Raw genomic sequence first — 26525 nt, 5'->3', positions numbered from 1 at the left:
TCGCCTTTCGCCGGGCTTCACTGCCTGCGGATCGGCTCGCTGCGGCAACCGCCGCGCTTCTCTGCTGCGCGCCCGTCCGCATCGGTGAAATCCTAAGGATGCGCGAGAACTGCGAGGTGGAAGATCGCACTTTGTCGGGAACGTCGGCCTATGGTTTGAGGTGGTGGACGGAGAAGGGCATCGACCCCGAAGTCCGTTGGATCCCGCCTCCGATGGTCCTGACCGCCCGTACCGCCGTTGCTGTGATCAGGGAAGTCACCGCCGAGGCGCGAAGGATCGCTGCCTGGTACGAGCACCATCCGGATAAACTTTATCTGCCTCCTCGCTTTGAGCGTCTACGAGACCAGGAGTTTATTGCGCTGGACGATGCTGACCAGTTGCTCGGCGTCGTCGATATTCACTCGTGATCGAGTTTCTAGCTGATGCGAAGCGGCTCCTTCTCCTCGCGGAAGCAGGAAGCGACGAGGGGTACGAAGGCGCTGACCGTTGGAAGGCGCATCAGGAACGGACCGTGCGTCGTGGCGAGCGAATTGCCGCCCTGCTTTCCGATCCCAGTGTCCCTGATGGAGCCTTGGTCGGCGACCATGGTGTCACCCTCCCTGACGGTGAAGGATTGAGTGCGAACTCCTTGCGCAAAACGTTGCCGCAGCAATGAAAAGACGGGCACCGAACCTAAAGCCAGAGGACGTGAAGGCCGTTCTTGGGATCATTGATGGCTGGGCGACGGCGCCACTAACCTGGAGCGCGTTGATCCGACGCATTACCGGCGTGCTTCACGTCACCTACGTCCGCCAGGCTCTTCACCGCTATCCCGATATCGCTCACGCCTTTAGCCGCCGCAGGGAGGAACTTTCTGCCGCTCGTCCGCGGCTCCAAGCTACGGGTGAACTAAGGACGGCTCTTGAGCGGATCGAACGTGTGGAAGCAGAAAATAGGCGGCTGACTGATCAAAACGACGCATTGCTCGAACGGTTCGTTACTTGGGCCTACAACGCTAGCCTTTTCGGTTTGGACGAGCGGAAGCTCGACCAGGCTATTCCACCGGCTGCGCGCAGTTGAATTGGAATGCGGCGTTCTGGCGCGGCCTCGCCACGACAGCCCATCGGGAGATGGACTGTCGTTCTCGGGGCATTGTCGCAGTTGTAGCGGCGGATCGAGCGGCTCGCCGCGCCGCGTTATTGCTTGGCGATCGCCGTGACCTCGCCCGATCCGTCATGAAGCTTCAGGTCGAAGGCCACCTTGTCGCCGACCGCCACGCCGTCCAGGAGGGCCGGCGCGGCCTTGAAGCCCATGGTCATGGCCGGCCAGCCGGCCTCGGGGATGGCGTCGTGGTCCAGGGTGATCGTGCCGGCGGTCTTGTCGATCGCCGTCACGACGCCGACGCCTTTGGCCATCTTGTCGGCGGGCGCCATGTCCATGCCGGCCATGTCGCCGCCGGCCGTCGGGGCGGGCGCGGCGGCTGGGGCGGGCGCGGCCGGCGCGGCGGGCGCCTCGGTCTTGCGGCCGCAGGCGGCCAGGCTTGTCGTCGCCAGCAGGGCGGCGAGGGTCAGGGACAGGGTCTTCATCAGCTAATCTCCTTGGGCTGAGGGGGAGTGGAAAGGGACGTCCGGGTCCGTCGGCGGCGCAGCAGCAGGTAGCCGGCCGGGACGACGAACATCGACAGCAGAGGGGCGGTGAGCATTCCGCCGATCATCGGGGCGGCGATGCGGCTCATCACTTCGGAGCCGGCGCCATGGCCCCAGAGGATGGGGGCCAGGCCCGCCAGGATCACCGCCACGGTCATGGCCTTGGGCCGCACGCGCAGCAGGGCGCCTTCGCGCACCGCCGCCACGATCTGGACGGATGTCGGGTCCGGCCCCAGGGCCTCCATGGCGTGCTTGAGGTAGATCAGCATCACCACCCCGAACTCCGCCGAGACCCCGGCCAGGGCGATGAAGCCGACCCCGGTGGCCACCGACTGGTGGAAGCCAGCTAGATAGAGCGTCCAGATGCCGCCGGTCAGCGCGAAGGGCAGGGTGGCCATGATCAGGCCCGCCTCGTCGAAGCGGCGGAAGATCACGTAGAGCAGGACGAAGATGATCGTCAGGGTGGCCGGCACCACGACCTTCAGGCGGTCGGCGGCCCGCTGCAGATATTCGAACTGCCCCGAATAGGAGAGGCTGGCGCCGGGCGAGAGCTTCACGCGCTGATCGACGGCTTGGCGCAGGTCTCCGACCACGGAGGCCAGGTCGCGGCCCCGGACATCGACATAGACCCAGGTCGTGGGACGGCCGTTCTCGCTCTTGAGCATCGGCGGCCCGTCGGCGATGCGCACGTCGGCGACCGTGCCCAGGGTGATCTGCTGGCCGCCCGGCGTCAGCACCGGCAGGGCCCGCAGACCCTCCAAGCTGTCGCGCAGTTCGCGCGGATAGCGGACGCTGATCGGATAGCGGGCCAGACCCTCGACCGTCTGGCCGATAGTTTCGCCGCCGATCGCCCCCGAGACGATCGACTGGACGTCGTCGATGTTGAGGCCGAACCGGGCGGCGGCGGCCCGGTCGATGGTGACGTCGACATAACGCCCGCCGGTCAGCCGTTCGGCCAGGGCCGAGCTGACGCCGGGCACGCCCTTGGCGACGCCCTCGACCTCGCGGGCGATGCGGTCCAGTTCGGCCAGGTTGGCGCCGGAGACCTTGACCCCGATCGGGCTCTTGATGCCGGTGGCCAGCATGTCGATGCGGTTACGGATCGGCGGCACCCAGACATTGGTCAGGCCCGGGACCTTCACCCGCTCGTCCAGTTCGGCGACCAGCTTGTCGGGCGTCATGCCCGGCCGCCACTGATCGCGCGGCTTGAAGCGGATGGTGGTCTCGAACATCTCCAGCGGGGCCGGATCGGTGGCGCTTTCGGCGCGGCCGGCCTTGCCGAACACACTGTCGACTTCCGGCACCGTCTTGATCATCCGATCGGTCTGTTGGAGCAGCGCTCCGGCCTTGGCCGCCGACAGCCCCGGCAGGGCCGAGGGCATGTAGAGCAGGTCGCCCTCGTCCATGTTGGGCATGAACTCAGCCCCCAGATGGGCCAGCGGCCAGGCCGTGGTGGCGAAGGCCAGCACGGCGATGACCAGGGTCGTCCTGGGCTTGCGCATCACCCATTCTAGGGCCGGCCGGTAGGCGGCTGTCAGGACGCGATTGATCGGGTTGGACGCTTCGTCGGGAATCTTGCCGCGGATCAGATAGCCCATCAGCACCGGGATCAGAGTCACCGACAGGATGGCCGCCGCGGCCATGGCGTAGGTCTTGGTGAAAGCCAGCGGGCGGAACAGGCGGCCTTCCTGGGCCTGCAGGGTGAAGACCGGGATGAACGACAGGGTGATGATCAGCAGGCTGAAGAACAGCGCCGGCCCGACCTCGGCGACGGCCTCGGTGATCACCTTCCAGCGCGCCTCGCCGACCAGGACCTGGTCGGGGTGGTCGTGACCCCAGCGCTCCAGCTTCTTGTGGGCGTTCTCGATCATCACCACGGCCGCGTCGACCATGGCCCCGATGGCGATGGCGATGCCGCCCAGCGACATGATGTTGGCGTCGACGCCCTGGCTCTTCATCACCAGGAAGGCGGCCAGCACCCCCAGCGGCAGCGAGATGATCGCCACCAGCGCCGAGCGCAGGTGGCCCAGGAACAGGGCGCAGACCAGGGCGACGACCAGGAACTCTTCGAAGAGCTTGCCGGTCAGGTTGTGGACAGCCCTGTCGATCAGGGCAGATCGGTCATAGGTGGTGACCACCTCGACGCCGGGCGGCAGGCTCTTCTGCAGTTCGGCCAGCTTGGTCTTCACCGCCGCGATGGTGGTGCGCGCGTTTTCGCCCGAGCGCAGGATCACTACCCCGCCGGCCACTTCGCCCTGGCCATTGAGTTCGGCGATGCCGCGCCGCATTTCCGGGCCGATCTGGATGGTGGCGATATCGCCCAGCCGCACCGGGACGCCGCCGGTCGCGGTCTTCAGCGGCACGGCCTGGAAGTCCTCCAGGGTCTTCAGGTAGCCGGTGGCGCGGACCATGTATTCGGCCTCGCCCAGTTCGAGCACCGAGCCGCCAGTCTCGGCGTTGGCGCCCTTCAGGGCCGCGACAACCTGCTGGTGGGTGACGCCGAAGCTGGCCAGTTTCACCGGATCGAGCACGACCTGGTACTGGCGCACCATGCCGCCGATTGCCGAGACCTCGGCCACGCCCGTCAGGGTCTTGAGCTCATAGCGCAGGAACCAGTCCTGCAGGCTTCGGAGCTGGCTGAGGTCATGGCCGCCGGTCTTATCGACCAGGGCGTATTCGTAGACCCAGCCGATCCCGGTGGCGTCGGGGCCGAGCGCGGGCCTGGCGCTTTCGGGCAGGCGGGCCTGGACCTGGTTCAGGTATTCCAGGACCCGCGAGCGGGCCCAATAGAGGTCGGTTTTGTCGTCGAAGATCACATAGACGAAGCTGTCGCCGAAGAACGAGTAGCCGCGCACCGTCTTGGCGCCCGGCACGGACAGCATGGTGGTGGCCAGGGGATAGGTGACCTGGTTCTCGACCAGTTGCGGGGCCTGGCCTGGATAGCTGGTGCGGATGATCACCTGGGTGTCGGAAAGGTCGGGCAGGGCGTCGATCGAGGTCGAGCGCACCGCCAGGCCGCCGGCGACGATCAGGCCGATCGCACCGAGCAGGACGAAGAACCGGTTCTTGACCGACCAGCGGATCAGGGCGGCGATCATGCGCCGCCCCCGGTCTTGGCGGTCCTACGCACCGTCGGGCCGGCCGGCGGCTGATCGAAGGCGAAACTGACCTGGTCTCCGGGCTTGAGGCCCCTGACCAGCATCGGATCGGCGCGGAAGGCCATGGTCATGGCCGGCCAGCCGATCGCCGGCACCGGCCCGTGGGAGAGGGTGACGCTGTCCTGGTTCACCTGTTCGACGCGGCCGGTGGCCTCGGCCAAGCCGGGCTTGGCGGCGGCGGGCGGCATAGTCGACATCGCGGGTCCTGTCGCGGGCAGCGGGCGGACGTTCAGGCCCGCCAGGCTGGCTTCGGAGTCGATCAGGAACTGGCCTGAGGCGACGACCTTCTGGCCTGCGTTCAGGCCCGCCAGGATCTCGCTCTGGCCGCCGGCCTCGCGGCCGATCTTGACCTCGACAGCCTGGTAGCGGCCGTTCTCGCCCGCCAGCATGACGATCGCGCGCGGCCCGGTGCGGATTACCGCCTCGGACGGCAGCAGCAGGGCCGGCCGCGCGTCGCTGTCGAAGCTGACGGTGGCGAACATGCCGGGGCGCAACTTGCCGCCGGGATTGGCCAGCTCGATGCGGGCCTGCAGGGTTCGGCTGTCGCCTTGGGCCTGAGGCAGGATCGCTTGCACCGCGCCGCGCAGGGTCTCGCCGGGATAGGCGGCCAGGGCCACGCCGACCGGCTGGTCTTGGCGCAGCTGGCCGGCCTGGGCCTCGGGCACGGCCGCGGTGATCCAGACGCGCGATAGGCCATTGATCTCGGCCAGGCCCTGACCGGCGGTCACGGTCATGCCGGCCCGGACGTCGAGCTTGGTGATCACCCCGCCCAGCGGCGTGCTGATCGTGATGGTCGTGCGGGCCCGGCCATCGCGGTCGATGGCGGCGATCACGCCCTCGGACATCCCCAGCAGCCGCAGGCGCTGGCGGGCGGCGGCGATCAAGGCCGCGTCGCCGGTTCTCCTGACCGCCAGATACTCGGCCTGGGCGCCGCCCCACTCGGGGACCAGCAGGTCGGCCAGGGGCGCGCCGGCTTCGATCACGTCGCCCGGCGCGCGGCCGTAGACCTTCTGGACGAAGCCGCCGGAACGGGCCTGCACCACGGCCACGTCGCGCTGGTTGAAATCGACGACGCCGGTGGCGGTCAAGCCGCCGGCCAGGACGCCCTGGCGGGCCTCCACGGTGCGCACCCCGAGGCTCTGGGCGATGGCCGGATCGATGCGCACCCCGGCTGAAGAGCCGCTGGTGTCCGCCTCGCCGGCGTATTTGGGGACCAGTTGCATGTCCATGAACGGCGACTTGCCCGGCTTGTCGAAGCGCTGGGCCGGGACCATCGGGTCGTACCAGTAGAGGACCTTGCGGCCGTCGGCGGGGGCGTCGGACATCGCCGGCTTGGTGGTCAGCCGGGCCAGACCGTAGCCGCCAGCGCCGGCGACCACGACCAGCGCCGCGGCGCCGGCCAGGAGAAGCTTCGTCGGGGGAGAGGCGCTCATTGGTCGTCGCTTCCGTAGGTCAGGGAAAGGCGGGCGGCGTCGAGGACGACGGCGGCCTCGCGGTCGAGGGTGGTGAGTTGGGCGTCGGAGAGGCCGGCGAAGGCGGTCAGAACGTCGGGCAGGGCGGCCGTGCCGGCGCCGTAGCCGGCGGTTTCCAGCTCGGCGCGCTGCTTGGCCAGCGGCAGTAGTGTGTCGCGGGAGCGCAGCCATTGCTCGTGGTGCATGACGTGATCGGCCAGGTCGGCTTCGAGCTGGGCGGCCAAGGCGCGGCGGGCGTCTTCGCGCTGGGCGTCGGCCCGGCTGGCGCTGGCGGCGCGCGCGGCGATCATCGGGTCCTGGCGGCTCTTACCCCACAACGGCAGGCTGACGCTGACCCCGGCCGAGACCATGTCGCCGAACATTGGGTCGCGGCGCTGATAGGCCACCTCCCAGCTCCAGTCGGGGCGCTTGTCGGCCTTGGCCAGGGCGACATCGGCCTGGGCCTGGCGGGCGGCGGCGTCGCGGGCCAGCAGGGTGGGATTGCGGTCGATCGCGGCCCTCAAGGTCGCGGGCTCCAGATCAAGGTCGGGCGCCTGGCCGACCGCCTGCGGATCAGGATCGCCGGTCCAGCGCGTGAGGACCGCGCGCGCCCGTCCCAGTTCCGAAACCGCCTCGCTGCGGCGATCCTCCAGGGCCGCGCGCATCTGGGCGGCTTCGAGCGCCTGGGCCGGCCGCGAACGCCCGGAGGCGACGCCGGACGGCGCGGCGGTCCACAGCGGGTCAAGCTGGGCGATCACGCCGTCGAGGGCGGCGAGCTTGCGCTGGGCGTAGAGCAGTTCGATCCAGGCCAGAGCGGCGGCGACCCGGACCTGCCGCGCCTCGACGGCGCCCTCGGCCCCGGCGGCGACGATGTCGGCCTGGGCCCGGCCGATCCGCGCCTGGCGCTTGGCGGCGCTGGGCATGTCCTGGCTGTAGCCGACCCGGCCCATGGTCATCTCGTCGGCGCCGAACCGGCCGGCCGGCGGTCCGGAGACGGGGAAGTTGTCCAGGCCCAAGGCCAGCTTGGGGTCGGGCAGGGCGCCGGCCGCCTTGGCCGAGGCCTTGGCGGCCTCGATCTGCAAGGCGGCGGCTCGCAACGCCGGGGCGTTGGCGGCGGCGGTGTCGAGGGCCTGGCCGTAGGTCAGGGGCGCGGCCTGGGCGGCGCTGGCGAACAACGCCGCGGCCAGGGTGATGGCGATACGCATCGGGGATCCGATCACGATGGACTGTGGAACTTGGGCGGCTGGAGGCGAAGGCCTGGCGGGGAGGGGCCCCGCCAGGCTTCCATCGTCCGCGCCAGGGCTTGGCGCGGACGATGAGCGCGTTAGCCGCCGTGGCCCGACTTGGACGCGGCGGCGCCCTTCATCATCGGGCAGTCACAGTCCTTCATCGCCACGGCGGTCTTGGCCTCCGCGTCATCGATCCTGATGTTGCGGCGGAAGACGTCATGCGGGTTCGATGACGGGGGCGAGGCCCGATAGGTGACGCCGGCGTCGGTCAGGGGCGAGGCCAGAGCGGGTGAGTTCACCATCGCGGTGAGAGCGGCCGCGGCGAAGGCGGCGGCGAGGGTCTTGGAGATTTGCATACTGATACGTCCTGATAGGGTTCGGAGACCGCGCGAAGGCGGTGCTCGGATCCCGGGCGTGACGACAGGCAGGCGCGGGTGCGCGACCCCGGCGACACGGCACGGGATGGACCCGCGTCAGACGCGGGTCAGGATCAGGCGATCAGTTTGGGTGGTCGTTCGTCGCGCGGTGGCGCGTGCGTGCGCAGCGGATCAGCGGGCGCGGCCGTCAGGCGCATGGGCGTGATGGCCGGGAGCTGGATGTCCGACGTGGGAAGCGCGGCGATCGTCGCGCACAGGGCGGCGCAGATCTGAGCGCAGGCCTTGCCGTCATGCGGCGACTTCTGGTTCTCGTCGCAGCAAGGATCGTGGCTGGCCTTGGCGCCGTCCGTGGACTGGGCCATCGGCTTGGCCATGCCGGCCATAGCCTCGGGTCCAGCCTTGGCGCACTCGACCTGCGCAGCCGCGGCGGTCACCGGGCTGATCAGCAAGGCCAGGACGGCCAGGAAGGCAAGCAGGTGCCGCATCGCGGTGAAACTTAGATCCGTAGGTCCAGCTTGTCGATCCCTAGAGGCATCTCCTCCCGCCCTCTACGCTCGCTGTGGAGCTGGATCCGCTGCGGGCCTCCCTGTACATCTCCCCCACGAGGGGCCGTCATCGGTTGCACCCCTCTGACTGTCCGGTTCCTGGAGGGATCCGAGAGTCTGCAAATGGCGCTGTGCCGCCAGCGGAAAGCTCAGTCGGGCGCCGCAGCGCCTTGATGCACCGTGTCTATGAAGGCGCGCAGGGCCGGGCTCATCTGTCGTTGCTGAGCAAAGCAAAGGTGATGGCCCGGGAATGGTTCGCACCAAGCCTCCAACATCGGGACCAGCCGGCCGTCGGCAATGGCCTGGCGAGCGGTGCGCTCGACCGAGAAGGCGACGCCGGCGCCGTCTATGGCGGCCTTCAGCGCCATGTCCTTGCTGTTGACAATCAGCGGCCCATCGACCTCGACTTCGAACCAGGCGCCGTTCTCGAAGAACTCCCAGCGATAGGGCTGGGTGCGGCCCGGCCAGCGCCAGCGGATGCAGTCGTGGCCCAGTAGGTCCCGCGGATGAGCCGGTAGACCGCGTTCGGCGACATAGCTTGGGGCGGCGACGGGGACTTGCCGCACCGGCGGCTCCAGAGGCACGGCGATCATGTCGCGCTCGATGACCTCGCCGATGCGGATAGCGACATCGAAACCCGACGCGACCGTGTCCACCACCTCGTCATCGACGGTGATGTCCAGGACGACCTTGGGATAGGCGCGGCGGAATGCGGGTAGGATCGGCTGGACGTACAGGTCGGCGGCCGACCGGAAAACGTGGACCCGCACCGTCCCCGAAGGTTGCTCTTGATAGAGCCGGACTTGGCCGACAGCTTGGCTGAGTTCGGCGACAGCGGGGGCGACGCGGTGAAGCAGCGTCTCGCCCGCGTCGGTCAGAGAGACGCTACGGGTGGTGCGGTTGAGAAGGCGCACCCCGATCCGGTCCTCGAAGGCGCGCACGACTTGACTGAGCGCCGAGGGCGTGACGCCCAGGGTCTCGGCGGCGCGGGTAAAGCTGAGCGCCTGGGCCACGGCCACGAACGCACGCAGATGGGCGAAGTCGCCGCTGCTCAACAGTGTGTCAGTGCTTAAGGTCATTGTTTAGCGCACCTTACAAGCTCACGCAGAATTCGCTCCATTCTGAAGTCGCATAAGCAGGCGCACAAGACGCGCCTGACAAGGAGCATGCGATGACGAAGCATTGGTTCATCACCGGGATTTCGCGCGGTCTGGGGTTGGCGCTGGCCCGGGCCGCGTTGGCGCGGGGCGACACCGTAGTCGGCACGGTCCGCTCGGGCGCGCCCCCCATCGAGGCGGGGCCGGGCAAGCTGCATGTCCTGACATTGGACGTCACCGACGGCCTGGCCATCGAGCGTGTGGTCGCTGAGGCCTTCCGCCGAGCGGAAGGGCGGTTGGACGTCGTGGTCAACAACGCCGGCTACGGTCTGCTGGGCGCGCTGGAAGACGCCAGCGACGAGGAGGCCCAGCGCCTGTTCGCAACCGACGTCTTCGGGCCATTCAAGGTGATCCGCGCGGTCTTGCCCAGGCTGCGGGCCCAGGGCGAGGCGCGGATCCTCAACATCACTTCGATCGCGGGCCGGGCGCCGGGCGCGGCGTCGGCGCTGTATGCAGCGGCCAAGTACGCGTTGGAGGGTTTGACGGCGTCGCTGCACCAGGAAGTCGAGCCGCTGGGCATCAAGCTGACCGCCGTTGCGCCGGGCGCTTTCCGGACGGACTTCCTGTCGACGCACTCGATCCGCCTGAGCGCCCCAAGGGCCGGGGGCTATGACGCGACGGTCGGCAGGGCCAGCCAGGCTTTCTCGTCGATGGCCGGTCAGCAGCTGGGCGATCCGGATCGCGCGGCCGAGGCCTTGCTGCGCATCGTCGATGCGCCTGATCCGCCGCTGCACCTGCTGCTCGGCTCCGACGCCTTGCGTCGGGCGCGCGCCAAGCTCGCAGCGGTCGAGGCGGAGATCGCGATTTGGGAGGACCTCACGATCAGCACCGACTTCCCGGAAGCTTGAGGGGGAAGGCGGTCCCGCGGCCGCGGAACCGTCGCGCGGCGCCGGCGAACCGGAAGGAGACGAACTTGATACATGCCCTAGCCCCAGACGCCCATCGCGACCCTCGCAGATGGATCGCCCTGGTCGTCCTGCTGGCGGGGGCGTTTCTGCCGCCGCTGGATTTCTTCATCGTCAATGTGGCCTTGCCGTCGATCCGGGCGGACCTGCAGGCCTCCACAGCCGTGATGCAGCTGATCATCTCGGGCTACGCCACGGCCTATGCGGTGATGCTCGTCACCGGAGGCCGCCTGGGAGACCTTTACGGGCGCCGGAATATCTTTCTGATCGGCATGGCGGGCTTTGCGGCCTCATCGGCCTTGTGCGGATGGGCCTCGGCTCCCCCGACCTTGATCATTGGCCGGGTCCTTCAGGGGGTGTCGGCCGCCATCATGGCGCCCCAGGCCCTGGCCTCGATCAATGCGATCTTTCCGGAAGACGAAAAATCCAAGGCGCTGAGCCTCTATGCGATGACCTTTGGGCTGGCGTCGATGGCGGGGCTGTTTCTCGGCGGCGCCCTGATTGCGCTCGATATCTTCGGGCTCGGCTGGCGAAGCATATTCCTCGTCAACCTGCCGGTGATCGCACTCGCCGCGCCGGCGGCGCTCTTCCTGGTTAAGGACACGCGATCAGATCGTCCCAGCAGGCTGGACGTCGGCGGAGCCGTGCTGCTTGCGCTTGGCCTTTTCGCACTCATCGCACCGCTGATCGAAGGTCGTGAGCAGGGGTGGCCGCGGTGGGCGCTCGTCATGCTGGCCGCCGCCGTCCCGCTTTTGCTCGCGTTCTGGCGATCTGAGCGAAAGCTTGAGATCGCCGGTGGCGACCCGATCGTGACGCCAAGCCTGCTTCGGGCTCCCGGACTCATGCGCGGACTGCTGGCCGCCCTGTTCTTCTACGTCGTTGCAGCCTTCTGGCTGATCTTTTCAATCTACCAGCAAGGGGGGCTGGGCCGGACGCCTTTCGCCGCCGGGTTGGCGATCCTTCCGGCCGCTGCTGGCTTCTTTCTTGGGCCCTTTGTCAGCGGGCGGGTGCTCAAGGTGTTCGGGCGATACGCCGCGGCTGCTGGAATGGGCGTGCAAGCTGGGGGTCTGGTCGCCACGGCGGTTCTGATTTCAGTCGGCGCTCCCCGCCTTCTGTTCGTCGCATTGTTCTTCATCGGCGTGGGGCAGGGGATCGCGCTTCCCAATCTCGTCCAGACGGTTGTCCGGGGCATCGACGAGAGGCATTCGGGACTGGCGGCTGGCTTGGTCAATTCGATGTTCCAGATCAGTGCGGCGCTGGCGGCCGCGTTGATCGGCGGATTGTTCTTCTCGGTGCTTGGATCGGCGACCGACGTTGGATCCTTCGGCCATGCCTACAGCATCGCGGCCCTTGCGATCGCTGTCTGTCTTCTGATCGCCGGATGGCTATCTAGCGACCCTGCCATCCCCGGGAAAGGCGGTCGGCCATGACCTGACCAGGCTGTTTAGGCCTCGCTCAAGTCCTCGTCGCTGTCGACGCAATGCGTCTCCACGTCAGCGGCCGGTAACCCGCTCTCTCCAGAGCACCGCAGAAACAATTTCACACAGGAATACCCATATGAACGCCGCCTCTCTTCGTCTTGCGGGCAAACGCGCGCTCATCACCGGTGCGGCCCGCGGCATAGGTGCGGCCATAGCGCTGAAGCTGGCCGAGGACGGCGCAGACGTCGCCATCACCTACGAAAAGTCCGCAGGAAAGGCCGAGGCTCTGGTCGCCGAACTTCGCGCCCTGGGTCGCAAGGCTGTCGCCATCCAGGCCGACGCCGCGAGCAGTGAAGCCGCCATGGCGGCGGTAGAGCAGACCGTCGCGGATCTCGGTGGCCTCGACATCCTGGTCAATAACGCTGGCGTCCTCTTCGCGGGTGACTTTTCCGAGCAGCCGCTTGAGCAGATAGATCTGCAATTGAACGTCAATGTGCGCGGCGTCTTCCTGATTACCCAGGCCGCGCTGAAGCACATTCCGAACGGCGGCCGCATCATCAGTATCGGCAGCAATGCGGGCCTGTCTGTTCCGTTCGCCGGCATAGCCGTCTACGCGGCCACCAAATCCGCGTTGGAAAGCTTCACGCGTGGTCTTGCGCGTGAACTGGGACCGCGGGAGATCACCGTCAATCTGGTCCGCCCCGGTCCGATCGACACCGACATGAACCCCGCCGATGGCGCTCTGGCGCTGGCCATCCTCCCGAGCCTGTCGATTGCCCGCTACGGTCAGGCGAGAGAAGTCGCTGAAGCCGTCACCTTCCTTGCCGGGCCCGGCGCTGCCTACGTTACTGGTTCGGGCATTCTTGTTGATGGCGGCATAAGCGCCTGAGTTGCTGCGCGAGGGGAGGCGAGCCCCCGCGCGCTAGCACGGAGGGGCGGGAGAGCCACGTCTAGTCCAAGTGCTTACCGCGGATCTACATCCCCGCCACCCGTGCAGAGGCGCCGTGGCTGTAAACGACGCTTGGATAGATGTTTCGGTTCTTTTGCTGCCGGCGAGGTCGTCGACTCATCGAGCGCGTAGACCACCTTTGCTCGAAATCGCGTTCTCGAGGAGGGGCGCCTTTCTGGAGTTGCGCCAATGTCCGTTGATGGCGCGGCTCTGACATCGCCGGCGGTCGACGCCCCTCAGTCCAGCGGACATTCCGAGGGACGTTACGGTTGCTCCGCCGCCGCGGGCGCGTATGGCGACGGCGCTTGGCGCGCATCGTTCTGCGTTGCGAAGGACGCGGCCAGGAGCACCAGCCCAATGACCGCGGGCGCGGCGCTCTTGAAACTGCGCACGCCTAGGTGGGCCATTCCCGACAGGATCAGGTGATAGAACATGCCGGCATAGGCCAGGTCGCTGAGCGGCACGCTGAGGCGTGTCAGAATGGCCGCCGGTCCGAGGATTTTCACCACGATCATCAGCGGGATGAGATGGGGAGCAGGGTAGCCCAGGTCGGCCTGCGCCTTTTGGACGAAGTCCTTCTTGATCAGATAAAGAAATGCGGATGACAGATACAACGCCGACAAGAGCGCGGTGCTAATCCAGTATGTATAAGTGACGGCCATACGGTTTTTTCCTGTCGCCTATGCTTTGGCGAGACTGTTCGGCAGAACATGCGGCCGGCGTGTCGGCGAATTGCGACATCGTCCGGGAGCATGTATCGAAATTGTCTGCTATGATGGATCGTCGCAAGTAGGATGAATTTGCGGCGGTAAGTATGGAGTACCAGACCGATGTCCGAGACTGTCGCCACCATGCAGGACGAGATGCGCCGCGCCTTCGCGATGCTGTCAGGTAAGTGGAAGCTCGAAATCATGTGGCTCCTCAGCCAGCGCATCCATCGCTTCGGCGAACTGCGCAAAGCCATACCGGGGATCACCCAGCACATGCTCACCGCCCAGCTGCGGGAGCTGGAAGCCGACGGCCTGGTCTCGCGGACGGTCTTCGCCGAGGTGCCGCCCCGCGTCGAATACGAAATGACGCCGAAGGCGCGGGCGCTGGGCCCCACGATGGAAGCCCTGACCGCGTGGTGGCTGGAGTACGGGTCAAGCCTTCCCAAGAGGTCGGCCGGCCCCGGTCGCAAGGGCTCGGCCTGACCGGAGGCGCGACCGTGAACGGGATCAGACGGCCGAAAGGATAACCGCGACGCCACCGCCGGCGAGCACCGCATAGGTCGCCAGGATACCCAGGCCGCGCAGGACCGGGGCGTCCCTGTACATGCCGACGGCGTGCAACAGCCGGCCGACCGCGAGCGCCGTTCCCAGCGAGAGGACGCCGACGGCAGGCAGGCCCCGCAGTTCCATCAGGGTCAGCACGATGATCCCGAGGGGCACATATTCAATGAAGTTTGCCTGCGCCCGGATGCGGCGGCGCAGCCCTATGTCATCGCCCTCCCCAAGCAGGATCGTCGTCTTCACACGACGCAGGGTCACCATGAGCGAAAGGCCGACCAGGGCCAGCGCGAAGCCCCCGGCGAACAGGGATGTGATGGGCAGATCGGCCATGAGGCCTCCTGAATGTCATAGGGTTCGACGAGCGCCGCCCGACGGGGCGCCGGGCGGATCGCCCGTCAGCGCGCGCCGTCGATCATCGCCCCGCCGTCGGGCGACAGGCTGTAGCCGGTGATGAAGCGGGAGTCGGCGCTGGCGAGGAACAGGACGACCGGCGCGATATCGTCCTCGGGAGACCCCATCCGTTCGAGTGGGGACTGAACCCTCGGGACGCCGGTCTCGGGGATCTCCTCAAGCGTGTTGGCGATCGGCAGGACGTTGTTGACGGTGATCCCGTCCTTTCCCCACTCGCGGGCGGCGACACGGGTCAGGGCCCTGACGGCTTCCTTGGCCATGGCATAGGGCGCGTAGCCGGCCATGCCAGTAACCCCGGCGATGGACGCGAAGTTGATCACCCGGCCCGCGCCGCTGGCCTTCAGGTGAGGATAACAGGCCTGCATCAGGCGCAGGTAGGCGATCGGACCGACCTCGAAATTGCGCTGGAGCTGCCCGATGGTCAGGTCCGTAACCGGGGCCATCACGACGGAGGGATCGAACGCGTTGTTCACCAGGATATCGATCCGGCCGAAGGCGCTGGCGACCTGGTCGACGGCGGCGGCGATCTGAGCCGGGTCGGAAATGTCGCAGATCACCCCGATAGCCTCTCCGCCCTTGGTCCGGATGCCGGTGACGACCTCCTCGACGTTCCGCGGCGTGCGCGACACCACGGCGACCGTCGCGCCCTCGGCCGCGAACCGGTGCGCCACGGCGCGGCCAATGCCTCGACCCGCTCCAGTCACAAGGGCGACCTTTCCATCCAGTCGTGTCATCGAACTCTCCTGTCGAACATCTGTGTTCGTCCCTGGCGGCTAGATCCGGACAAGCTGGATTGCGGCAACCGAGAACTAAGCAATCCGGATCAGCCCGGCCCGCTTGGAGAGATTGAAATGTAGGCTTGGATCGATTTGAGCAAGAAGGATGAAATGTCTACACTTAGTATGCATATCCATACTAATGGCATTCCTCACCCGTCCGGTGGGTCGGCTCGTTGGGCAATACAGATGTCGCTTCCAGCGATGATCTCAGTCAGGAAATTCGATCCGCCGCGAATGTGGAGACTTGGCGAACAAACGCGCTATCCGCGTCCAGCTGTGCGTTAGACATAGAACACCCACCGTGTCAGGCAACGACCGCGGCAACTGGTTCACCGGTCCGCAACAGGCCAATCGTTGGGGGCGGGTACCATCTGAAGGTCGTGTTTCTGGAGGGGCGCCCATGTCCGGTACTGGCGCGGGGCTGACAAACGCGGTTCGGCAAGGACCATGTTTCGGATTTCGCGCCGTCAGCATTCTTCGATTCTGGCGAAACGATGAGGTGCGGCTGATACGGTGGCGTCTCTGAACGCACGGGCCTGGATCCTCCAAGCCGATTGTTCAGGAGATTATATTGCCCGTCTCTCCCATCGACCGTCGGATGCTCCTGCAAGGCCTCGGGGCCAGCGCCGCTTGGCCGACCACGGCGGCGGCGGCGCGAGAGGTCGGTGAGTTCGCGTTCGTTGCCATTGGCGATTGGGGGCGTGAAGGTCGGCAATCGCAGCGGCAGGTCGCCCAGGCCATGGGGAAGACGGCCGAAGAGATCGCGAGCCGGCTCGTCCTGTCGGCCGGAGACAATTTCTATCCGGCAGGGGTGACCTCGGTGGCCGACCCGCATTGGCGGCGCTCCTTCGAAGACGTCTACACTGCGCCGGCTCTGCAAACCCCCTGGTACGTCGCGCTTGGCAATCACGACTACCGCGGCGCGCCACAGGCCCAGATCGACTATTCGGCGCTCAGCCATCGCTGGCGGATGCCCAGTCGCTATTTCAAGATCGGCGGCGCTGAACTTGGAACGGACCTCCTGGACATCTTCGTGATGGACACGTCTCCGATCGTCGACGGCGACAACTACGACGAAATGTTGCAGCAGATGGCGCGCGGCCACGTGGAACACCAGGACACCGCAAGGCAAATCGCCTGGCTCACGCGCGAATTGAAGGCGTCGCGCGCGCCCTGGAAGATCGTGATGGGACACCATCCGGTCTATTCGGGCGGGCATGGCGACAGCCCCGAACTGGTCGAGCAGGTCGCCCCGCTGCTCGAAACCCATGGCGTCCAAGTCTATCTCAATGGCCACGACCACAGCTTGCAGCACATACGACGCGGGCGCGTCGATTACGTCTGCACGGGCTCGGGCGCCGAGGCCAGGGATGCGCTCAAGGCGGTCGACGGCACGCTCTATGGCCTCTCCCGGCCGGGCTTTGCGACGCTCAGGCTGGACGCCGAACAGTTGGATCTGGAGTTCCGCGACCTGACTGGCCAGATCGTCTACCGCATGGGCCGATCGCGCGCGCTCTAGACCCGGGCCGTCAGACGCGCCAGCAGGGTCTGAGGCCGGGGCGGGTGACGATCTGGTTGTGGTGATCAGGAATCGATTGCCGACGAGAAGCTGTTAGCACGGCTGTCCAGTGGATTGTCCGGCGGCGCTGAGCGTCCAGCCCGGCTTAGTCAGGCTGACGACGCCGCTCAGGCCCAGATACTCGCCCATTTCGTGGGCTGTTCGGCGTCGAAAGCCAGCTCGGAAGGGCCGACATAGGAGGCCTGACCCTGCAGGCGCAGGATGGGCTGCCGGCGAGATTGCAGTGATCGTCGAAACCGAGGCTGGCTGAAGCGCGCGCCACGCCGGCAGGCTGGCGTCACTGCCAGAGCTGATGCCCAAGACGATCGAGATTGGGAAGTTGTATAGCTTTGGCGATAGGGCGCTAACCTGCGGACCATCAGGCTGCCGCGGAGCTGTCCAGTTCCCACCCAGACCCAAGAGCGCTTTGATGACCAATCCGCATAGGACGCGCGTCGCGTGATCCCCGCTCTTGCCCTGTGTCAGGTCGGGCTCGCCCTAGCCCTGCTTGTCGCCGCCACGCTCGGCGTTGTGGCCTTCGTCCGACAAGGTCGTGGCGTCGGGCGTGCCGCTTGGCGATCTTGGTGGCTGGCGACCGGCATGCTGCTGCCGATCGCGATCATTCTGATCTTGGCCATCGGCATACTGACCCACGGGCCGATCGTCCGCCTCGACGCGGTCGTATCGGAAGGCCTGTTCGCCCACCGCGCGCCGTGGACGGATAGGTTGATGATCGCGGTGTCGGCGCTAGGGGACGGGTCCGAGCGCACGACGGCGACAGTCTTGATCGTCACGTTTCTGCTCTACCGCCGTCGTGCGCGCGATGCCTTGGCCCTGTCGGCGGTGATGATTGCCTCGGCGATCCTGGTGCCGAGCCTGAAGACCGCCTTTCACTTCGCACGACCGTCCTTGCTCTACACCGGAGCCGACGCTTTCAGCTTTCCGAGCGGCCATGCCACGTCGGCGGCGGCTTTGTTCATCACGCTGGCCTTCATCTGTGGCCGAGGGCGTTCCAGGAACGGCAGGTGGCTGATCGGCGGCCTGGCCGCGCTGATGATCGGCCTTACCGGCCTGTCACGGATCTATGTCGGCGCCCACTGGTTCTCAGACGTCGTGGCCGGCCTTGCCTTGGGCAGCGCCGTCGGCGTGGCGGGATTAGCGCTTGCGGCCGGGGGGAGCCCGAAGACAGCGCCTTGGGAGGGGTGGGTCGTCCTCGTGATCCTGCTCGCCGTGGCTGCGGTTCTTCTCCCCAAGACCTATCGCAAGGGCGTACGGCTATACGGACCCTATCTGGCGCGGTCGATCGGACACGCGGTCGACCCCGGACATCTGGGTGGGCCGGGACGCCCGATCGCGCCGCCCCCCGGCCTCTAAGGTCTGGGAGCACTGACATTGGACCGCGTGACAGTCGGGCGATCGGACCTCGCCTGGGAAGGGGAGTGGACCTGGACACGCCAATGGGCCACAGGGGCCCCCTGTCTCGCCTATCGGCCCTAAACTCGCCAGGTCACCAGCACCACCCCGCCGGCGATCAAGCAGACGCCCGCCCAATTGGCGGCGCTGAGGCGCTCCCCGAGGAAGGCCACGCCGAAGACCGCCACGAGCACGACGCTGAGCTTGTCGACCGGCGCCACCCGCGCCGCGTCACCGACCTTGAGCGCGCGGAAATAGCAGACCCAGGACGCGCCCGTCGCAAGGCCGGAGAGCGCCAAGAATAGCCAGGTGCGGCCGGTGATGGCGCTGGGCGCCTGCCATTGGCCGGTGGCGGTGACGAAGGCGGCCAAGACGATCAGGATCACCACGGTGCGGACGAAGGTGGCCAAGTCGGAGTTGATTTGGGAGACTCCGACCTTGGCCAAGACCGCCGTCAACGCGGCAAAGGCCGCCGACATGAGGGCCCACATCAGCCAGGTCGAGTGCGTCTGCATGGGGGCGTCCTTCAATGGCGCTAGAATCGGGCAGACAGCCGCAGCGACAAAGTCCGCGGCCGCGGCGGGGTGACGATCTGGTCGCGGGTGATCAGGAACGGATTGCCGAATGAGAAGCTGTTGGCGTGGCTGTTCAGCGGATTGTCCAACGTGGCGCTGAGCGTCCAGCCCGGCGTCGTCAGGCTAGCGACGCCGCGCAGGCCCAGATACTCGCCCATCTCGTGGGACTTGTCGGCGTCGAAGGTCAGGTAGGACGGGCCGACATAGGAGGCCTGACCCTGCAGGCGCAGGGTGGGGCCGCCGGCGAGGTCGCGGTGATAGTCCAGGCCAAGGCTGGCCGAAGCGCGCGCCACGCCGGGCAGGCTGGCGTCCTTGCGCGAGCTGAAGGCGAGATTGAGCTTGGTGACCTCCGGGTCGTTGAGCAGGGCCGCCGCGCGCAGGTCGAGGCGCTCGCTGACGCGGAAGGCCGCCTCGGCCTCGACGCCGCGGTTGTCACCGTTGCCGATATTGGCCGTGTAGGCCGCGCCGTCGGCCAGATACTGGTCGCTCTGCACCGACTCCCAGGTGGCGTAGAACACCGCTGCGCGGCCCTGCAGACGGTCGTCGAAGACGTGTAGCTTGACGCCCAGTTCGTAGTTCCAAAGCTCATCGGCTTCGTAGCGGCGCGGCGGCGTCTCGGGCGCGTCGAACACCTGACCGATCCGTCCAGCGGTGTTGAAGCCACCCGGCCGATAGCCCTCGGCCGCCTGGGCGTAGACGAGCAATCCGGGGCGCGCGTCGTAGCTGAGGAGAAGTTTCGACGACAGGCCCGTGGCGTCGTCGGACTGGCGGGTCGCGCGCTGGCCGGCTGGCTGGACGACCGTCGAGTCGGTGTCGAACCGGAAGTCGAACCAGCGCAGCCCGGCTGTCGCCGACAGGCGCGGCGTCGCCTCGTACGTCACCTCGCCATAGACAGCGGTCTCGTTGATGGCGTCGCGCCGCCGCTCGGCATAGACGGCCGGCGATTGGGCGGGCAGGGCGTGCAGACTACTGTCGAGCCGGATCGAGCCTGTCGAGGCGAACGCCCCGACCAGGCCATGCAACCGGTGTTCGCCCGGCGTGGCGTAGGTGGCCTCGGCGACGGTCAGGTCAATGCCCTTGTCCTCGTCGAACGCTGCGGGGGCGCCGGCCAGGCCATAGAGCGCCGAGGCCGAGGTGGCGTCGTAGCGGCTGCCGAAATGGTGTGAGAGGCGCGAGATCGAGCCGGTCATGCGACCCCAATCGCCTTCGCCGGCCAGGGTCAGCGACAGGTGGTCGAAGTCGTTCTCGTGCGGCTCGCGCACCGTGGTGTCGCGGACCCTGGGACCCAACCGTCGCAGGCCGTACTGGGTGTCGGCGTTGTTGATCGACTGATTGGTAAGGCCCACCGTCACCGTCCAGCCCGGGACCAGCGCGGCGCGCAGACTGGCCCGAAGGCCGGCGCGCTCGGAACCGTTGACGTGCTTGAGGCCAAGAGCGCGGTTGGCGATGTAGCCGTCCTGGTTCTCGCGGTAAATCACAGCGCGCAGGGCGACGCGGCCGTGAATGAGCGGCACGTTGGCCATCGCTTCCAGCTCGTCGCCATATCCGCCCCCCTCGGTTAGGCTCGCGCCGGCCAAGGCGTTGGCCTGGTACCGATCGAGGTCGGGCTTGCGTGTGGCGATCCGCATGACCCCGCCCAGCGAGCCGCCGCCGTAGAGCGTGCCCTGCGGGCCGCGCATGATCTCCACCCGTTCGACGTCGGCCAGCCGCAAGTCGGGGTCTGGGGCGCTGTAGGTGATCGGCACGTCGTCGAGATAGAGCGCCACCATCGACTGGGTCTGGCCGGTGAAGGCCCCGTCCGACAGGCCGCGCAGCAGCACCTTGTCGCGCCCCGGGCCCAGGTTGGTCACCGTCATGCCGGCCACCTGGCCGGCCAGCTCATAAAGGCTGCTGACCGACTCGCTTTCAAGCGTGCCGCCGGAGACCACCGAGATGGCGTAGGGCGTGCGGCCTGGTAGGTTGGGATAGCGTTGGGCGGTCACCACCACTTCGCCGAGCCCTAGCGGCGTGACCGCCGAATCCGAAGTCGAGGGCGCGGTCGCGGGGCGGGCGCGGGACGCCAGACGGTGGATGATCACCGTGCGCGGGTCGGGTTGGCGATAATCGCACCCGCTGCCCGCCAGGATGCGATCCAGGGCGCTGGAGACCGACAGGCGACCGGAAAGGGCCGTAGCCTGACCCTGGCAAGCCTCGAGGTCACCGCCCAGCGAAAGCTCCGACTGCAGAGCCAAATCGATCAGCGCGGCGTGGACCGGCTTGGCGGCGATCTGCAGCCGCACGACGGGCGAGAGCCGGCCGGCGAAAAGGCGCGGCGCGCTCTGAACGGGCAGGGCGTAGCCCAGCCCCGCGAGGCTGGCCCCGAGGACGGCGGCCCAGACCCGGCCGCCGGCGCGCTCGATCTTGCCCGCCACGGTCAGCGGCGCGCCGTCTTGGCCTTGAGGACCACCTCGCGCGGCGTCGTCTCGGCGACGACCGGGGCGAACAATTCCAGACGCCGGACCATGGCGGTCTCCTCGTCGACCAACAGGACGCCGGAGACTGTCACCGAGGCGGCGCTAGGATCAACGCGGATCGGCGTCGCGACATAGCGGTTGAGGTCGGCGACCACCTCGATCAGCGGCGTGCGGTCGTAGATCAGCTTGCCGGACTTCCAGGCGAAGGCGGCGTCGGGGTCGGTGTCGCGCACCTTGGTGGTCGCGCCCGGGAGGTGGATCAACTGCTGGCCCTTGGCGAGCCGCACCGTGCCCTCCTGTCCGCCCGAGACCGCGACCAGGCCGCGACGCACGGTGACGGTCAGGCGTTCGGCATGGCTGAGGATGCTGAACTCCGTGCCGAGCACCCGCACTTCGCGCTCGCCCACGGCGACCACGAATGGCCGGTTCTCGAGATGGGCGACATCGAAGCTGGCCTGGCCGTCGACCAAGGTCACGTCGCGCTGTCTACGGCTCAGATGGACACGCAGGGTGGTGCCGCTTCCGAGGGTCAGGCGCGAGCCGTCGGCCAGCGCGACCTCGCGGGTCTCGCCGCGCCGCGTCGAATAGTCGGTGAAGGTCGGACGGGTCAGCTGCGGCGCAACGGCCAGGGCGACGACCGCGGCGGCCGCCGCCACGCCCAAGCCGGCCAGCAGGCCCCGGCGTGTGCCGGCCTGCAGGCGGCTGCGCAGCGGAACCACATTGGCGGCGAGCCGCGCCTCGGCCGTGGGCGCGGTCTCGACATCGTTGGCGGGAACATCATCGAGCTCGATCCACATCGCCTCGACCCGGTCATAGGCGGCCGCGTGGGCGGGATCGGCCTCCAGCCAGGCCTGGAACGTCGTCCAGTCCTCCAGGGCGGGCTCGCCCTGCAGCTTGGCGAACCAGTCGACGGCCGCCTGCTGGATCGGATCGTGGGGAACGGACTCGGTCATCGACGGTTCGCGCTTCCTTTGCGCCAGGCCTGGAGCGTGGGCTGCCACAATGACGCCACGCGATCGTAAGGTCCTCCCCATATCCTGGTCCGGTGAGGCATATCGGTCACGGTCATGGGCCCACCCGCTTGAGCAAGTGGCCCAGGGCCAGGCTGACGTGCTTCTCGACCGCGCTGCGCGAAATGCCCATCCGCTCGGCGGTCTCGGCGTGGGTCAGGCCCTCGAACTTGTGCAGGCGGAAGACGCGCTGGGTGACCGGCGACAGCGTTTCCAGCGCCTTCGACAGCTTTTCCAGCCGCTGGCGGGCGATCACCGCGCTTTCGGCGTCCGGGGTGTCGGCCACGTCGAGCGCGCCGATGGCGGCGTGGTGGGTCCGCCGCCATTCGGTCTCTCGGGCGCCCGAGCGCTTGGCCCGGCGCAGGCGATCCAACATCAGGTTCGAGGCCAGGCGATAGAGATAGGCCGGCGGGTTCTCGATCGTCTCGCCGGCCGCGCCCAGGACCTTGAGATAGAGCTCCTGGACCAGATCCTCGACGTCCGCGCCGCCGCCCAGCCGCGCCAGGAAGAACCGCCGCATGTCCTCGCGACGTTCTAGATAGGCGGCCGCGAGCGGCGAAAGGTGCGAAGCAGCGTCCATCGTCACGGGCGCGCGCTCGGACGTAGGGCGAGGATCTGAATGTCGGCGTTGCTGGTCATGGCCAGGACGTTCGGCCCGCTGAAGGAGTCGGTGAAGGCTCAAGAGACATGGCTTGGCGACAAGGCGAAGGCAACCACTCGAGGTTTGGTCGGGCCTGACGATCATCCACGGAAAAATCGGTGAGGGGGCCCAACACACGCGGCGTCATTGGCTCGAACGCGCAGGGGCGTCTGGAGCCAAGTCGGGACGATGCGGATTTTTTGCGATTTCGACGGCACCATCGCCAAGGTCGACACCACCGATCTCGTGCTGACCCGCCTGGCCGACCCGGCCTGGGAAGACCTCGAGGCGCGGTGGACACGGGGCGAGATCACGGCCGCCGCGTGCATGCGCGGCCAGATCGCCTTGATCGGCGGCGACGAGGCGGCGCTGGACGCGGTGCTGGACAGCGTCGAACTGGCCGACGGTTTTGCCGAGTTCGTCGCCTGGTGCCAGGCCAACGCCGTCCCGCTGACCGTGGTCAGCGACGGGGTCGACCGTTTCATCGCCCGGATCCTGGGTCGCCATGGCCTGGATCATCTGCCGGTGGTGGCCAATCGCCTGGCCGGGGCGGCGCTGGCGCGGTCGCTGGAGCAGCCCTGGTCGCGCGCCGGCTGCGCGGCCGGTTCCGGCGTCTGCAAATGCCAGGTCGCCGCCGCCGAGGCGCCGAGCGACGACTTCATGGTCTTCATCGGCGACGGGCGTTCGGACTTCTGCGTCTCGGGCCGCGCCGACCTGCTGTTCGCCCGCGACAAGCTGGCCGCCTACGCCCGCTCGCGCGCCATGCCGCACCACGAGTTCTCGGACTTCCACACCATCACCACGACGCTCGCCGCGGCCCATGGCCGCCGGGTCCGTCGCGCCGCCATCTGACCGGAGCCTTCCCAGAATGTATGATGCCGAACACCCCATTCTCGATGAAGCGGCCCTGCGCGAGCTCGAGGCCCAGTACTGCTCCTACGGCGACACCGTCCACTACCTGCCCGATCCCAAGTTCTTCGACGGGTGCGAGGGCTCGTTCATGTACGACGCCCAGGGCCGCCAGTTCCTGGACCTGCAGATGTGGTACTCGGCCGTCAACTTCGGCTACCGCAATCCGCGCCTGAACGCCGTCGCCCACCGCCAGCTCGACACCCTGCCGCAGGTGGCCAGCCAATACCTGCACCGCGAGAAGGTCGAGCTCGCCGCGCTGATCGCCCAGGACGCCGAGAGGAAGTTCGGCCGCAAGGGCCGGGTCCACTTCAACGTCGGCGGCGCCCAGGCGGTCGAGGACTCGCTGAAGCTGGTGCGCAACGCATCAAACGGCAAGCAGCTGATGTTCGCCTTCGAGGGCGGCTATCACGGCCGTACCCTCGGCGCTTCGGCGATCACTTCGTCGTACCGCTATCGCCGGCGCTTCGGCCACTTTAGCGACCGCGCCCAGTTCATTGAATTTCCCTACCATTTCCGCGGTCCCAAGGGCATGAGCAAGGAAGAGTACGGCGCGGCCTGCGTGGCCAAGTTCGCCCGCCTGTTCGAGACCGAATACAACGGCGTGCTCGACACCAAGACCGGCCAGGCCGAATACGCCGCTTTCTATATCGAACCCATCCAGGGCACCGGCGGCTATGTGATCCCGCCGCCCAACTTCTTCATCGAGCTGAAGAAGGTCCTCGACCAGCACGGCATCCTGCTGGTGGTCGACGAGATCCAGATGGGCATGTACCGGACCGGAAAACTGTGGTCGATCGAGCACTTCGGCGTGCAACCTGATGTGTTGGTGTTCGGCAAGGCCTTGACCAACGGCCTCAATCCGCTGTCCGGCGTCTGGGCCCGCGAGGAGCTGATCAACCCGGAGATCTTCCCGCCCGGCTCGACCCACTCGACCTTCAATTCCAACCCGATGGGCACGGCCGTGGCGCTGGAGACCCTGCGGATGACCGCCGAGGTCGATTACGGCGCCCAGGTCATGGAGAAGGGCGCCTACTTCCTCGAAGGCCTGAAGGATCTGCAGACGCGCTGGCCGCAGATCGGCGACGTCGACGGCCTCGGCCTGGCCCTGCGCGCCGAGATCTGCGAGGCCGACGGCTTCACCCCCAACAAGGCCCTGCTCAACCGCATGGAGGCCGAGGGGATGAAGGGCGACATCGAGATCGACGGCAAGCGCTACGGCCTGGTCCTCGACGTCGGCGGCTACTACAAGAACGTCATCACCCTGGCCCCCTCGCTGGAGATCAGCAGGGACGAGATCGACCTGGCCCTGAAGCTCCTGGACGCCGTGCTGCGCCGCTGCGTCGACTGATCTGGTCTATGCGCCCGGTTTTCCTCAACCTCGACAACGCCTTGGACTCGCAATCGGTGTTGCGCGACCAGGGCGGGTTGACGGTCGAGGCCCAGGATCTCGGACCGGCCCTTCGCCTGTGGAGCCGGCCGCCGGCCCTGGCCTCGTTGGCCGCCCGGCTGCGCGATGCGGCGCCGGCGGGGGCGGGGCCGGACCTGGTGTTCGCCGGCTCGGGCGATTTCCACCACGTCTCGCCGCTCTTGATCGAGCGCGCGATCGCCGCGTCGGGCGCCGGGCCGGTGACGGTCGTCCATTTCGACAACCATCCCGACTGGGTGCGGTTCGAGAACGGCCTGCACTGCGGGTCGTGGGTCGGTCGCGCCGCCCGCCTGCCGGGCGTGGCCAAGGTGATCACGGTCGGCGTCTGCAGCGGCGACATCGATCGCCCCGAGACCAAGCGGGCCGACCTGAGCCTAGTCGCCGAAGGGCGGGTCGAGCTCTATCCCTATCGTGCGCCGGACGGCGGCCCGATCCTGCGGATCGGCGACTGCGGTTGGCCGTCGATGGAGGCGATGGGCCAGGACGGGTTTCTCCACCTGCTGGCCTCGCGGATCGAAACCGACGCCGTCTACGTCACGATCGACAAGGACGTGCTCTGCGACGACGACGCCGTCACCAACTGGGACCAGGGTCGATTGCGCCTGGACGGACTCGAGCGCCTGGTCCGAGCGGTGGCGGAACGGGCGCGGTTGATCGGGGCCGACGTGGTCGGCGACTGGTCGCCGCCGCGCTACGGACCGGACCTGCTTTCGTACCTGCTGAAACGCGGCGAAGCCTTCCTCGACCAACCGCGCGGCAGGGCTCCGGGCGATCTGTCGCGGATCAACGAGACGACCAACCTGCGCCTGTTGTCGCTGTTTTCGGAGGTCGCGCGGTGAGCCCGGCCCTGACCTCCACTGGCCTGGGCTTGCTGGCCTTTTGCATCGTCACCGAGATCGGCCGCGAGCTGTGCTTCAAGGCTGCTTCCGACGGCGCCGACGGCAAGCCCGCCTATCTGGCCGCCCTGGCGACCCAGCCGCTGTTGTGGGCCGGGATCGTCTTCTGGTTCGTCGAGATGGTCGCCTGGGTAGTGGTGCTGGAGACCACGCCGCTGGGCCTGGCTTTTCCGATCATGACCCTGACCTACGCCGGCGTGCCCCTGGCCGGCACGCTGATCCTCAAGGAGCGCCTCACCCCTGTCCAGATCGCGGGCGCGGCCCTGGTCGCCGCCGGCGTCACCTGCGTGGGGCTGTCGGGCCTGTGACCTCTTCGAACCCAGGAGCGAGCGCGATGACGCCGCGAGATTTCCGTCTTCCGAAG

Annotated in this window: 27 protein-coding genes; 12 read left to right on the top strand and 15 right to left on the bottom strand. The window is 67.6% G+C overall.

Annotated elements, in window-relative coordinates; genetic code table 11:
- The first annotated feature begins 98 nt into the window (after positions 1 to 98).
- On the top strand, positions 99 to 407 hold the full coding sequence (locus J2X41_RS02000) for a hypothetical protein (protein ID WP_310079218.1): 309 nt from the start codon (positions 99 to 101) through the stop codon (positions 405 to 407).
- Between the two features lie 8 nt (positions 408 to 415).
- Here J2X41_RS02000 and J2X41_RS01995 read toward each other — a convergent pair whose 3' ends face one another.
- Positions 416 to 586 carry a hypothetical protein gene (locus J2X41_RS01995; RefSeq protein WP_310079217.1) on the bottom strand — a complete coding sequence of 57 codons (171 nt, stop codon included), beginning with the start codon at positions 584 to 586 and terminating at the stop codon, positions 416 to 418.
- Between the two features lie 101 nt (positions 587 to 687).
- Here J2X41_RS01995 and J2X41_RS01990 point away from each other — a divergent pair, with 101 nt between their 5' ends.
- Positions 688 to 1059 carry a hypothetical protein gene (locus J2X41_RS01990; RefSeq protein WP_310079216.1) on the top strand — a complete coding sequence of 124 codons (372 nt, stop codon included), beginning with the start codon at positions 688 to 690 and terminating at the stop codon, positions 1057 to 1059.
- A gap of 116 nt (positions 1060 to 1175) precedes the next feature.
- Here the strand turns inward: J2X41_RS01990 and J2X41_RS01985 are convergent, their stop codons facing one another.
- The 7 genes from J2X41_RS01985 to J2X41_RS01955 form a co-directional block, all read right to left on the bottom strand.
- A complete protein-coding gene (locus J2X41_RS01985; protein ID WP_310079215.1) occupies positions 1176 to 1565 on the bottom strand; it encodes a copper-binding protein in 390 nt (129 codons plus the stop codon).
- Positions 1565 to 4723, bottom strand: a complete 3159-nt coding sequence (locus J2X41_RS01980; RefSeq protein WP_310079214.1) for an efflux RND transporter permease subunit — start codon at positions 4721 to 4723, stop codon at positions 1565 to 1567. Before J2X41_RS01980 ends, J2X41_RS01985 begins: the two co-directional genes overlap by 1 nt.
- A complete protein-coding gene (locus J2X41_RS01975; protein WP_310079213.1) occupies positions 4720 to 6216 on the bottom strand; it encodes an efflux RND transporter periplasmic adaptor subunit in 1497 nt (498 codons plus the stop codon). The genes J2X41_RS01980 and J2X41_RS01975 overlap by 4 nt, the downstream gene beginning before the upstream one ends.
- Positions 6213 to 7439: a TolC family protein gene (locus J2X41_RS01970; protein WP_310079212.1), complete on the bottom strand. Its 1227-nt coding sequence runs from the start codon at positions 7437 to 7439 to the stop codon at positions 6213 to 6215. The genes J2X41_RS01975 and J2X41_RS01970 overlap by 4 nt, the downstream gene beginning before the upstream one ends.
- Positions 7440 to 7558: 119 nt before the next feature.
- Positions 7559 to 7819: a hypothetical protein gene (locus J2X41_RS01965; protein ID WP_310079211.1), complete on the bottom strand. Its 261-nt coding sequence runs from the start codon at positions 7817 to 7819 to the stop codon at positions 7559 to 7561.
- 134 nt (positions 7820 to 7953) lie between these two features.
- Complete coding sequence (locus J2X41_RS01960; protein ID WP_310079210.1) at positions 7954 to 8325, bottom strand: hypothetical protein; 372 nt, start codon at positions 8323 to 8325, stop codon at positions 7954 to 7956.
- Positions 8326 to 8534: 209 nt separating this feature from the next.
- The gene (locus tag J2X41_RS01955; protein WP_310079209.1) at positions 8535 to 9464 is read right to left on the bottom strand and encodes a LysR family transcriptional regulator; all 930 of its coding nucleotides are present in this window, start codon (positions 9462 to 9464) and stop codon (positions 8535 to 8537) included.
- Positions 9465 to 9556: 92 nt separating this feature from the next.
- On the opposite strand from J2X41_RS01955, the gene J2X41_RS01950 reads away from it, so the two are divergent.
- The 3 genes from J2X41_RS01950 to J2X41_RS01940 all read left to right on the top strand — a co-directional run bounded on the left by J2X41_RS01950 (position 9557) and on the right by J2X41_RS01940 (position 12757).
- Positions 9557 to 10390, top strand: a complete 834-nt coding sequence (locus J2X41_RS01950; protein ID WP_310079208.1) for an oxidoreductase — start codon at positions 9557 to 9559, stop codon at positions 10388 to 10390.
- A 65-nt stretch (positions 10391 to 10455) separates the two neighbouring features.
- Positions 10456 to 11877, top strand: a complete 1422-nt coding sequence (locus J2X41_RS01945; RefSeq protein ID WP_310079207.1) for an MFS transporter — start codon at positions 10456 to 10458, stop codon at positions 11875 to 11877.
- A 127-nt stretch (positions 11878 to 12004) separates the two neighbouring features.
- Entirely contained in the window at positions 12005 to 12757 is a 753-nt protein-coding gene (locus J2X41_RS01940) for an SDR family oxidoreductase (RefSeq protein WP_310079206.1), read from the top strand.
- Between the two features lie 323 nt (positions 12758 to 13080).
- Here the strand turns inward: J2X41_RS01940 and J2X41_RS01935 are convergent, their stop codons facing one another.
- A complete protein-coding gene (locus J2X41_RS01935) occupies positions 13081 to 13479 on the bottom strand; it encodes a DoxX family protein (RefSeq protein ID WP_163232153.1) in 399 nt (132 codons plus the stop codon).
- A gap of 168 nt (positions 13480 to 13647) precedes the next feature.
- Here J2X41_RS01935 and J2X41_RS01930 point away from each other — a divergent pair, with 168 nt between their 5' ends.
- Positions 13648 to 14010, top strand: a complete 363-nt coding sequence (locus J2X41_RS01930; RefSeq protein WP_163232151.1) for a helix-turn-helix domain-containing protein — start codon at positions 13648 to 13650, stop codon at positions 14008 to 14010.
- A gap of 24 nt (positions 14011 to 14034) precedes the next feature.
- On the opposite strand, the gene J2X41_RS01925 is transcribed toward J2X41_RS01930, so the two are convergent.
- Together J2X41_RS01925 and J2X41_RS01920 are read right to left on the bottom strand one after the other, a co-directional pair.
- Positions 14035 to 14418, bottom strand: a complete 384-nt coding sequence (locus J2X41_RS01925; protein ID WP_163232149.1) for an MAPEG family protein — start codon at positions 14416 to 14418, stop codon at positions 14035 to 14037.
- A 65-nt stretch (positions 14419 to 14483) separates the two neighbouring features.
- On the bottom strand, positions 14484 to 15233 hold the full coding sequence (locus J2X41_RS01920) for an SDR family NAD(P)-dependent oxidoreductase (protein ID WP_163232147.1): 750 nt from the start codon (positions 15231 to 15233) through the stop codon (positions 14484 to 14486).
- 616 nt (positions 15234 to 15849) lie between these two features.
- On the opposite strand from J2X41_RS01920, the gene J2X41_RS01915 reads away from it, so the two are divergent.
- Both J2X41_RS01915 and J2X41_RS01910 read left to right on the top strand, forming a co-directional pair.
- Positions 15850 to 16797, top strand: coding sequence for a tartrate-resistant acid phosphatase type 5 family protein (locus tag J2X41_RS01915; RefSeq protein ID WP_310079205.1), 948 nt, complete (start codon positions 15850 to 15852; stop codon positions 16795 to 16797).
- 639 nt (positions 16798 to 17436) lie between these two features.
- Complete coding sequence (locus J2X41_RS01910) at positions 17437 to 18210, top strand: phosphatase PAP2 family protein (RefSeq protein WP_310079204.1); 774 nt, start codon at positions 17437 to 17439, stop codon at positions 18208 to 18210.
- Between the two features lie 119 nt (positions 18211 to 18329).
- On the opposite strand, the gene J2X41_RS01905 is transcribed toward J2X41_RS01910, so the two are convergent.
- The 4 genes from J2X41_RS01905 to J2X41_RS01890 form a co-directional block, all read right to left on the bottom strand.
- A complete protein-coding gene (locus tag J2X41_RS01905; RefSeq protein WP_310079203.1) occupies positions 18330 to 18764 on the bottom strand; it encodes an EamA family transporter in 435 nt (144 codons plus the stop codon).
- A 20-nt stretch (positions 18765 to 18784) separates the two neighbouring features.
- Positions 18785 to 21235 carry a TonB-dependent receptor gene (locus tag J2X41_RS01900; RefSeq protein ID WP_310079202.1) on the bottom strand — a complete coding sequence of 817 codons (2451 nt, stop codon included), beginning with the start codon at positions 21233 to 21235 and terminating at the stop codon, positions 18785 to 18787.
- Positions 21236 to 21237: 2 nt separating this feature from the next.
- Complete coding sequence (locus tag J2X41_RS01895) at positions 21238 to 22230, bottom strand: FecR domain-containing protein (protein ID WP_310079201.1); 993 nt, start codon at positions 22228 to 22230, stop codon at positions 21238 to 21240.
- Positions 22231 to 22342: 112 nt separating this feature from the next.
- Positions 22343 to 22867 carry an RNA polymerase sigma factor gene (locus J2X41_RS01890; RefSeq protein WP_310079838.1) on the bottom strand — a complete coding sequence of 175 codons (525 nt, stop codon included), beginning with the start codon at positions 22865 to 22867 and terminating at the stop codon, positions 22343 to 22345.
- A gap of 249 nt (positions 22868 to 23116) precedes the next feature.
- Here J2X41_RS01890 and J2X41_RS01885 point away from each other — a divergent pair, with 249 nt between their 5' ends.
- Genes J2X41_RS01885 through J2X41_RS01870 form a run of 4 tightly spaced genes read left to right on the top strand, consistent with a single transcriptional unit; the run spans position 23117 to position 26469 of the window.
- Positions 23117 to 23779, top strand: a complete 663-nt coding sequence (locus J2X41_RS01885; RefSeq protein WP_310079200.1) for an MtnX-like HAD-IB family phosphatase — start codon at positions 23117 to 23119, stop codon at positions 23777 to 23779.
- Between the two features lie 16 nt (positions 23780 to 23795).
- Entirely contained in the window at positions 23796 to 25187 is a 1392-nt protein-coding gene (locus tag J2X41_RS01880; RefSeq protein ID WP_310079199.1) for an aminotransferase class III-fold pyridoxal phosphate-dependent enzyme, read from the top strand.
- Positions 25188 to 25195: 8 nt separating this feature from the next.
- Entirely contained in the window at positions 25196 to 26104 is a 909-nt protein-coding gene (locus J2X41_RS01875) for a hypothetical protein (RefSeq protein WP_310079198.1), read from the top strand.
- The gene (locus J2X41_RS01870) at positions 26101 to 26469 is read left to right on the top strand and encodes a permease (RefSeq protein WP_310079197.1); all 369 of its coding nucleotides are present in this window, start codon (positions 26101 to 26103) and stop codon (positions 26467 to 26469) included. The genes J2X41_RS01875 and J2X41_RS01870 overlap by 4 nt, the downstream gene beginning before the upstream one ends.
- Positions 26470 to 26525: the final 56 nt, after the last annotated feature.

Source organism: Caulobacter sp. BE254 (assembly GCF_031457295.1).
Classification (GTDB): Bacteria; Pseudomonadota; Alphaproteobacteria; order Caulobacterales; family Caulobacteraceae; genus Caulobacter.
Note: the sequence above shows the minus strand (reverse complement) of the source record. Positions and strands in the feature narration are given on the sequence as shown.